This is a genomic window from Citrobacter sp. wls757 (genome assembly GCF_005280935.1).
Taxonomy (GTDB): Bacteria; Pseudomonadota; Gammaproteobacteria; order Enterobacterales; family Enterobacteriaceae; genus Citrobacter; species Citrobacter portucalensis.
Genome location: NZ_SZWU01000060.1, coordinates 331229 through 338987 on the forward strand (window position 1 = coordinate 331229; position 7759 = coordinate 338987).

The following is a 7759-nucleotide window of genomic DNA, read 5'->3' on the forward strand; positions in this document are numbered from 1 at the left end:
AGCGATAGTTTTTGGGTTCATAACGTCTCCTCAGAGATCCAGTCCGGCGGCGACGTGACGAATACCGCGAATACCCAGACCGGCGTCGGCATTGATCATCACGCCACTTAATGTGCGGTTGTTGCGTTTTGACGCCAGCATTACATACGGGCCGGTAAAATCCGCAGGCTCAGGGAAAAACTGTAGCGGCAAAATAGCGGCGATTTTTTCCGGCGTCAGCGACTGCATAATCGATGTATCGTTTTGTCCCAGCGCCTGCGGGCCGCGTAGATCTGTCGCCATACCGCACGGACCGACACCGTTAACACGTACCTTTGGTGCCAGCTCGTAGGCCAGCTGGCGAATCAGCCCGGTAGCCGCATGTTTGCTGGCGGTATACAGCGGGCCGCCGCCGCCGGGATACCACGACGCATTGGACAGGGTAAAGATGATGCTGCCTTCGCTGGCGATAAGTGCGGGAGCGCAGGCTTTCGCGCCCAGCAGATAGCCCAGGACGTTAACGTTAAACAGCTCGTGGAAGCCGCTCTCCAGCGCCTCCGCAGGCGTATTGACCAACGAGGCGTTGTGATCCCATATCCCCGCATTTCCGATAAAACAGTCCAGCGTACCGTAATGCGTCAGGATTTGATCTACCGCGCGCTGATAGTCGGCGTAGCAGGTGACGTTGCCTTCGATTGCCAGCACATGTTCGCCAAAGCGCTGACGCAGGCTGGCAACTTTAGCTGGCGACAGCTCCAGCGTGGCGACCCGCGCACCTTCTTCGATGAAACGCTCGACCAGTGCCAGACCAAGACCGGAGCCGCCGCCGGTGATAAAGACCACGTTATCGCGTAAATCGCTCATCTTGCGTCCTCTGGAATATCAACAAACACATCGCTACCGTCTACATATACCGCGTAGGTGGTGAGCGCGTCGGTGGCGGGTAGACACAACGCCTTGCCGGTTTTCAGGCAAAAACTGGCGGCATGCAGCGGGCATTCCACCGTAGCGTCGTCTTCCAGATAGCCTTCCGACATCGAGGCGTTACCGTGGCTACAGCGATCGTTAATGGCATAGAACTCGCCGCCAACGTTGAACAGCGCGATGACGGGCGAAGTATCAAGCCGGAGCGCTTCACCCTCCGGCAAATCCCCTACGGGGCAAGCATAAACACGACTCATCAGAACAGTACACTCAGGTTATGGGAGGTGATCACCGCTTGATCCAGCACGATCTCACGCTCCAGTAAGCGCCACTCATCGCCCGGCAAACGGCGCACTTTGTCTATGCGCATGCCGACGTAAAAGGTTTCATCGCGCTCTTTTTGCGCGCGATACAGCAGATAATTAAGGCGAACGGCAAAGACGTCGGGAACTCCAGTTTCACTGACCTGGCAGTTGCTGATCAGGTGCCGGGTACGCGACGGTGGCTCTTCCGCCCAGGCCATGCCGGTTTCCAGCCGCGCGATACGACGTTCGAGCTGGTCTTTGTTGTCGTTGAAAATCCAGGTGGTCGGCGGCTGCACGCCTTTGCGACGATCGCGCGTCTGGGCATTGACCGTCGTACGCATGGTGTAGCGAATGTCTTCATCCAGTTGTGCCAGCCAGTCACGAAACTTCCAGTCATCCAGCAGGCTGGCTTCATGGTAGAGAAACTGTGTAATGAGGTGGTGTAGTTCCTGAGAAACTAAGGTGCTCATTTCATCACCTCCTGCTGGTAAGCGGCGGTTTTTTCCTGCACTTCCTGCCAGCTTTCGCTGCTGAGTAAATCGGCCCAGCGCTGATACATGCCGCGCGCGGCGGTTTCCGAAAAGATGTAGTTGGTGATCCCCGGAATGCCGTCTTCACGACGTTTCTCCTGGCCAAGCCCCATTTCCAGACACAACCTGGTGTTGCGTGCGCGATGACCCTTCAGCAGTTTTTGAATTTCACACCAGTTTTCCGAGTCGTCCTGCTCCAGGAATCCGGCGGGGCCAAAGGCGCGCGTGGCGCTGTTTTCAAACGCAGCTTTCACTTCATCAGAGGCGGCTTTATCGGTAATACAGAATGCCCATACTTCAACTTGATCCGGCCCGCGCGGATGCCAGACCCTTAAGGTGGCAGTGCCGTTGAGCCAGGAAAGCGTTGGGAAAATGTTGTTGTGACCGGCTAGACGCAGGGCGCGAACTTTACCCAGACGCTGCTCGGCTTCCGCGTAGGTGTCGCGGTAATAGCTGGAGACTTCGCCGTCGACCCAGACGTTGGCATCGGGATTTTCGGTAAAGAAAAATCCGCTACCGTGCCCATCCTGACCGAACTGTAGCGCGTCTTTGGCGGTTTCCCACACCGGGCGGGCGGTTTGTCCGTCGCCCAGGCGTTTGTCGCTGCCGTCGTCTTTTGCCCCCAGTACCTGCACGGCCGAGGCATGGCTGAACAGCGCGTGATACTGGTCGCTGGCAAACTGTTCAGCGGGGAATTTCCAGTTACAATCGATGGTCCACTTTTGTACGCCACCGACGATTTCGGTGCCGCCTTCACGACGATCCAGCACACCGTCGAGATACCAGGCGATGTCGCCGAGATAATCGCGCAGCGCAGGCGCGGAGGTATCCCAGTTGCCGAAAATCAGTCCCTTGTAGCTCTCTACGCCAGGAACTTCGTTCAGACCCCAGTGCGATTTGCACAGCCCTTGCGGGTAGGCGCGCGGTTCCAGCGGGACGTCGATCAGCTCGCCGTTAATGCCGTACGACCAGCCGTGATACGGGCAGGTGAAGGCGCGGGTATTGCCGCAGTCGGCGTAGCTGACGCGCATAGCGCGGTGGCGACACTGGTTGAGAAACGCTTTGATGCTGCCGTCTTTTTGGCGAACCACCACAACTGCATCCTCGCCCATGTAGGTGTTAAAAAAATCACCGGGTTTGGGGATTTGGCTTTCGTGGGCGAGAAATAACCAGCAGCGTCCGAAGATGCGTTCCAGCTCCAGTTGGTAAATTTCAGGGTCGGTATAAATTCGTGGGGTTACGCGACCGTTTTGCGTGTCGATCAGTTGGTAGATGTCTAAATTTGAGGGTGTGGTCATATTTTTTAATCCTGAAAGCTAAGATGTATTGACCTTCTTTTTTTGTACCTTAAGGATGTTGCTGGTTAGTTATCAATCTGTGAAATAGTAAATTTCTACCAGTTGAGACATTTTTTCGATAACAAGGAGAAGGGCATGGAACTGAGGCACTTACGCTATTTCGTAGCGGTGGCGCAGGCGCTGAATTTCACCCGAGCGGCAGAAAAGCTGCATACCTCTCAGCCGTCGTTAAGCAGCCAGATCCGCGATCTGGAAACGTGCGTGGGCGTTCCGTTGCTGGTGCGGGATAAACGAAAAGTTGCGCTGACGGCGGCGGGAGAGTGCTTTTTGCAAGATGCGCTGGCGATCCTCGAACAGGCGGAAAACGCCAAAGTTCGTGCCCGTAAAACGGTGCAGGAAGATAATCATTTCGCCATCGGTTTTGTCCCTTCCGCAGAGGTAAATCTGCTGCCGAAGGTGCTACCTCTGTTTCGTTTAAAACAGCCGGATACGCACATTGAGCTGGTAAGCCTGATCACCACCGAGCAGGAAGAGAAAATCCTCAGTGGAGAGCTGGATGTGGGCTTAATGCGCCACCCGGTTTATAGCCCGGATCTCGATTATCTGGAGCTGATTCATGAGCCGTTGGTAGTGGTATTACCGGTGAATCATCCGTTAGCTAATGAGCAAGCAATCTGCGCAGAACAACTACACGGCGTGAATTTTGTCAGCACCGATCCGGCCTACTCCGGCGCGTTAGCGATGATTGTCAAAAACTGGTTTCAGCAGCAAAAAAGCCAGCCCAATATTGTGCAGGTTGCAACCAACATTCTGGTGACCATGAACCTGGTCGGCATGGGGCTGGGGGTGACTTTGATACCCGGTTATATGAATAATTTTAATACCGGACAGGTGGTTTTTCGCCCCATTGTTGGCGATGTTCCGACCATTGCGCTGTTGATGGCGTGGAAAAAAGGCGAGCTAAAGCCCGCCCTGCAGCATTTTATCGAACTGGCTCAGCGCCAGCCGATGTTGTGAGCCATTATTTCACGAGAACGGTGATGGTCGCGGTACCGCTAAATTTCCCCGGCGCGGGCGTGCCGCCGAGCATATTAATCGGCCAGGCTTCCAGGTTGATTACTCCCTTGCCGGAAGGATCGATATTGATCAATCCATTTGTGAACGGGACATTGACATGGGTGCCGTCGATACGGGCCATTCTCACACCGATGTCCGGGACGTTATTGGCTTCCTGGCGGCGGGCGACTAACGTGTACTGCTCAATCACATCATCAGCATCAATCCTCATTTCCATGCTATTTTTGATGGTTGAGGTATCACCGCAGTCATAGTGAATGTCAAAATTGACCGGTGTATAGCCGTCCGGCATCTGGTCCTTGGTGGTGAAACGGTTGGCGTTGATAAAACCGAGATCGACCTGAATCACGTCGCCCTGGTTGATTTTACAATCCTGGGGCACGGTGATGCTCCCCTGGATGCGCAGTTCGGCGATATCTTCCATGCTGCTCACCGATGGTGGGGTGGCCGAACTGGTCCATCCGGCCTGTACTGAGGCGACCAGGGTGTCTGGAATTACCAGTTCCCCCAGGAAGGGTTTGGTGACGTACAGCGTAAAACGGGTGCTCGCGCCAATGTTTACTGGCGCGGCGCGGATCTCCGCTGGGTCAGCCGTGCACACGCTACCTTTGCTGCTGCTGGGGCTGTAAGAGCCACTTTCCTGGATAGGTTTAGTGTTCTGCGGCGTGACCGCCGTCTTCCCGGGAATGTCATCAACTTCAGTTTTAATATCCAGATTATCATTCAACTGGTAAAAGCCGCTGAGTTTACCGTTTTTAGATAGCGCGCTGGTGACCGTATAGTACAACGCCACTTTGCTACCCGCGCTACAGCTGCAATCGATTTGATAAGCATTGCCTGAGAGCGGCGTTGGCAGTTCCAGCGAGGTTCCCGTGACGTTCTGTGCTTGCGTCCAGTCGCTGGCTATATTGACGTTAAAGCTTCCCGTCGCGGAGCAGGCCCCGGTCACCGCGTAGACCGGGGTGATAGATAGCGCCAGTAGCGCGGCGGTAATCCCATTTTTCATCCACGGACTCTTTATAGACATAGCGCGTTCCCATTTTGTATTGCGGTGTTGCGAGCAGCATCTTCCGGCAGGCTGAAGGTAAACTGGCATTGTTGATCTGGCTGATTACCCCAGCGCACGGACCAGATCTGCGGCTGGCTGTTTACACCAGTGATATACAGCACGCCACCTTCATCGACGATGCTCTGCTGCGTCTGACTGCTGGCGATGGCGCCGAAGGGCAGTGCTTTTCCGCGCGCATCGGTGAGTTTCAGCAGTACGCGGTAGCCGGTCTGGGCAATAAAGTGTGCCGTTACGGCGGCACCGCGATTAGGCACTACGGTGCGCACCGTTTCGGTGACGTCGACGTTATCCGGCATCATTGTGGTATCGAGAGAGATGGCGTTTTCCTGATACGCGGTCAGATAGGGGATCACGGCATAGCCAAAATAGTCGGTGGCGATGCCGGGGTAATTTTTCACCCGGATCCCTGCCGCGCCGTTGGCGTCAATCAGCGCAAAGGCATTGCCCAGTGACTGCGACAGGGTCACGCCGTGACGATGGGCGACAATACCGCCAGAGAGGCCGTAGCTCAGTTGGCGGTTATCGCTGCTGTAGTCGTAACCGGCATTCACGGTGCCGTAGGCAGAACGGTAGCTGCCGTACAGACTGCTGCTGCCCGGATCGCCGCCTTCGCTTTGCCGTTGTTTCAGGTTATAGGTCAGCCGACGGTCTTCCAGCAGCGAGCCATTGATGCCCACTTCGTGCTGAGTAGCGCGATCGCGCTGGTCGGTGGTGCGCCAGGTTGCCTGCGCATGCGACAGCCAGCGATCCAACGGCACGCTCAGGCTGAGCGACAGCGTACGGTCGTTGTCGCTGTCATGTGAGTCGGTAAACTGGCCGCTGAGGTTATAGCTCACGCCCCACAGATTGCCGTTCAGGCCAATGGACAGATTTTTATCCTGCTGCTCGCGATCCCAGTACTCCTGCTGCGAGCCAGAGGTGTAGAAACTGATACCAGAAAACAACGTCTGGCTGACAGTGAACTGAGCTTCATTGCGCAGGTGATCGCCGCCGTTGATACCCTTCTGGTTGGCGTCGGAGAATTTGAAATAACCGCTGCTGGTGTAGCGGTAGTAGCTTAGCGACACGCTGGTGCCGCTTTCCGGTAGGTCTTTGATGTACTGGGTGCGCCAGCTGTAGCCATGATAGCTTTCATCGTTATCAAGCTGAGTGTCCGCGCGGCTGACGTCCATCGATACTGCCCCCAGAACGCCAAGCGTAGAGCCGAGGCCCAGCGCCAGCGCTCGGTAGTCCTGCGAGGCGTTCAGGCCGCCGTAAAGCGTGAACGCGTTGTTCAGACCATAGCTGGCGGTGCTTTCAAGGAACTCCGGCTCGTGGCTGTCCTGCGAACTGGCAGCGCGAAAGCGCCCCGCGGTGACGCTGTATTTTAGATAACCCGGTCTTTGCATCTGCGGCAGCGCGGAGAACGGCTGGACGAAATGACGTATGCTGCCGTCGGCTTCTTCGATAGTGACGTCTAAGTCGCCGCTAAACGCCGAAGGGTAGAGATCGTTGATTTCAAAAGCCCCAGCCGGAACGTTGCTTTGATACAGGGTGTAGCCGTTTTGCCGTACCGTCACGATAGCGCTGGAGTTGGCGATGCCGCGAATGGTCGGCGCAAAGCCGCGCTGGCTGTTGGGCAGCATGGTTTCATCAGAGTACAGCCGCACGCCGGTAAACTGATAGCTGGAGAACACCGTGCCTTCGGTGGCGCTCTCGCCTATCACCAACTGCGATTTCAGGCTTTTGATATCCCGTTGTAGCCAGCTATTAATGCTATCCCAGCGCGTGTCATTATCGCTGTGCGTCCAGGTCGAGTAATTGCGCAGTCGCCAGGGGCCGATGTTGGCACCATTTTGCATATTCAGATACTGACGCCGATCGCTGTCGTTGTCGTACTGGTTTTGCGAACCGCTAAAGTTGTAGTTGGTGAACAAAACCGGCATCCCGTCGTCCCAGCGTGCAGGATCTACATAGCCGCGGGCGTCACGGTAAAGGGCAATCTGCGGCACGCTGAGATTCAGTCGGCTGTGGTTGATATCAAACTGTGAGATGCTGCCGGGAATCGCCTGCGTCAGGTCGGCTACCGTCGTGGCGTTGTCCTGCTTCGCCAACTGTGGATAGTTGTCGATTTTAAAGCCCAGCTCACGCAGTTGCCCGAGGGTGAACTGAGGAATCAACTGGTGGTCTTTACCTGCAACGAACGGCAGCTTACGCTGGCCGGTTTTCTTGTTGTTAATATAAATATCAACAATATACTCGCCGGGAAGCTGGGCGTTATTCTGCGAAAACACCGCCAGATCCACCGCCTGTTGGCCGCTTTTCTCTGTTTCCAGAAGGGCTGGGTCAAAGTAGAAGTCACCGGCCCAGGCATGGCCGGAGGCCAGGCATCCGCTGGCGATTGCGCAGTGCAACCAGAAGGCAAGTGGCTTCACGGTTGATAAATTCGGCGTTCTTTGCGTCATATCGCTTGTCATTCCCTGAGAGCTATCATCGTGAGGCGTGGCTTATTGCAGTGTCTGGGTTTCTGTTTTGGTGGTACCGCCATAGTCGTTGATCGCGGCCCACCGCACCGTTTTCCCTGCGGCTGCGGGGACC

At 55.8% G+C, this 7759-nt stretch carries 7 protein-coding genes and 1 pseudogene; 1 reads left to right on the plus strand and 7 read right to left on the minus strand.

Going from position 1 to position 7759, the window contains the following annotated elements:
* Positions 1–30: 30 nt before the first annotated feature.
* Genes hcaB through hcaE form a run of 4 tightly spaced genes read right to left on the minus strand, consistent with a single transcriptional unit; the run spans position 31 to position 3036 of the window.
* Positions 31–843 (minus strand): 3-phenylpropionate-dihydrodiol/cinnamic acid-dihydrodiol dehydrogenase, encoded by an 813-nt coding sequence (gene hcaB / locus FDW94_RS16475; RefSeq protein WP_111465244.1) that lies wholly within the window; start codon positions 841–843, stop codon positions 31–33.
* Positions 840–1160, minus strand: coding sequence for a 3-phenylpropionate/cinnamic acid dioxygenase ferredoxin subunit (gene hcaC / locus FDW94_RS16480; protein ID WP_032944244.1), 321 nt, complete (start codon positions 1158–1160; stop codon positions 840–842). The genes hcaB and hcaC overlap by 4 nt, the downstream gene beginning before the upstream one ends.
* On the minus strand, positions 1160–1678 hold the full coding sequence (gene hcaF / locus FDW94_RS16485) for a 3-phenylpropionate/cinnamic acid dioxygenase subunit beta (RefSeq protein ID WP_128611200.1): 519 nt from the start codon (positions 1676–1678) through the stop codon (positions 1160–1162). The genes hcaC and hcaF overlap by 1 nt, the downstream gene beginning before the upstream one ends.
* On the minus strand, positions 1675–3036 hold the full coding sequence (gene hcaE, locus FDW94_RS16490; RefSeq protein WP_063941929.1) for a 3-phenylpropionate/cinnamic acid dioxygenase subunit alpha: 1362 nt from the start codon (positions 3034–3036) through the stop codon (positions 1675–1677). The genes hcaF and hcaE overlap by 4 nt, the downstream gene beginning before the upstream one ends.
* Before the next feature lie 135 nt (positions 3037–3171).
* Here hcaE and hcaR point away from each other — a divergent pair, with 135 nt between their 5' ends.
* Complete coding sequence (hcaR, locus tag FDW94_RS16495; protein WP_137377900.1) at positions 3172–4053, plus strand: DNA-binding transcriptional regulator HcaR; 882 nt, start codon at positions 3172–3174, stop codon at positions 4051–4053.
* A 4-nt stretch (positions 4054–4057) separates the two neighbouring features.
* On the opposite strand, the gene FDW94_RS16500 is transcribed toward hcaR, so the two are convergent.
* From FDW94_RS16500 to FDW94_RS24405, 3 genes and pseudogenes are all read right to left on the minus strand, one after another.
* On the minus strand, positions 4058–5140 hold the full coding sequence (locus FDW94_RS16500) for a fimbrial protein (protein ID WP_118262731.1): 1083 nt from the start codon (positions 5138–5140) through the stop codon (positions 4058–4060).
* A complete protein-coding gene (locus tag FDW94_RS16505) occupies positions 5131–7626 on the minus strand; it encodes a fimbria/pilus outer membrane usher protein (RefSeq protein ID WP_137377901.1) in 2496 nt (831 codons plus the stop codon). Before FDW94_RS16505 ends, FDW94_RS16500 begins: the two co-directional genes overlap by 10 nt.
* A gap of 42 nt (positions 7627–7668) precedes the next feature.
* Positions 7669–7759 (minus strand): annotated as a pseudogene (locus FDW94_RS24405) (molecular chaperone); the annotation flags it as partial.

Bases quoted from the DNA above. Each gene is read 5' to 3' on its own strand.
- hcaB (WP_111465244.1), bottom strand. From the start codon at position 843: ATGAGCGATTTACGCGATAACGTGGTCTTTATCACCGGCGGCGGCTCC.
- FDW94_RS16500 (WP_118262731.1), bottom strand. From the start codon at position 5,140: ATGTCTATAAAGAGTCCGTGGATGAAAAATGGGATTACCGCCGCGCTA.
- hcaE (WP_063941929.1), bottom strand. From the start codon at position 3,036: ATGACCACACCCTCAAATTTAGACATCTACCAACTGATCGACACGCAA.
- FDW94_RS16505 (WP_137377901.1), bottom strand. From the start codon at position 7,626: ATGACGCAAAGAACGCCGAATTTATCAACCGTGAAGCCACTTGCCTTC.
- hcaR (WP_137377900.1), top strand. From the start codon at position 3,172: ATGGAACTGAGGCACTTACGCTATTTCGTAGCGGTGGCGCAGGCGCTG.
- hcaF (WP_128611200.1), bottom strand. From the start codon at position 1,678: ATGAGCACCTTAGTTTCTCAGGAACTACACCACCTCATTACACAGTTT.
- hcaC (WP_032944244.1), bottom strand. From the start codon at position 1,160: ATGAGTCGTGTTTATGCTTGCCCCGTAGGGGATTTGCCGGAGGGTGAA.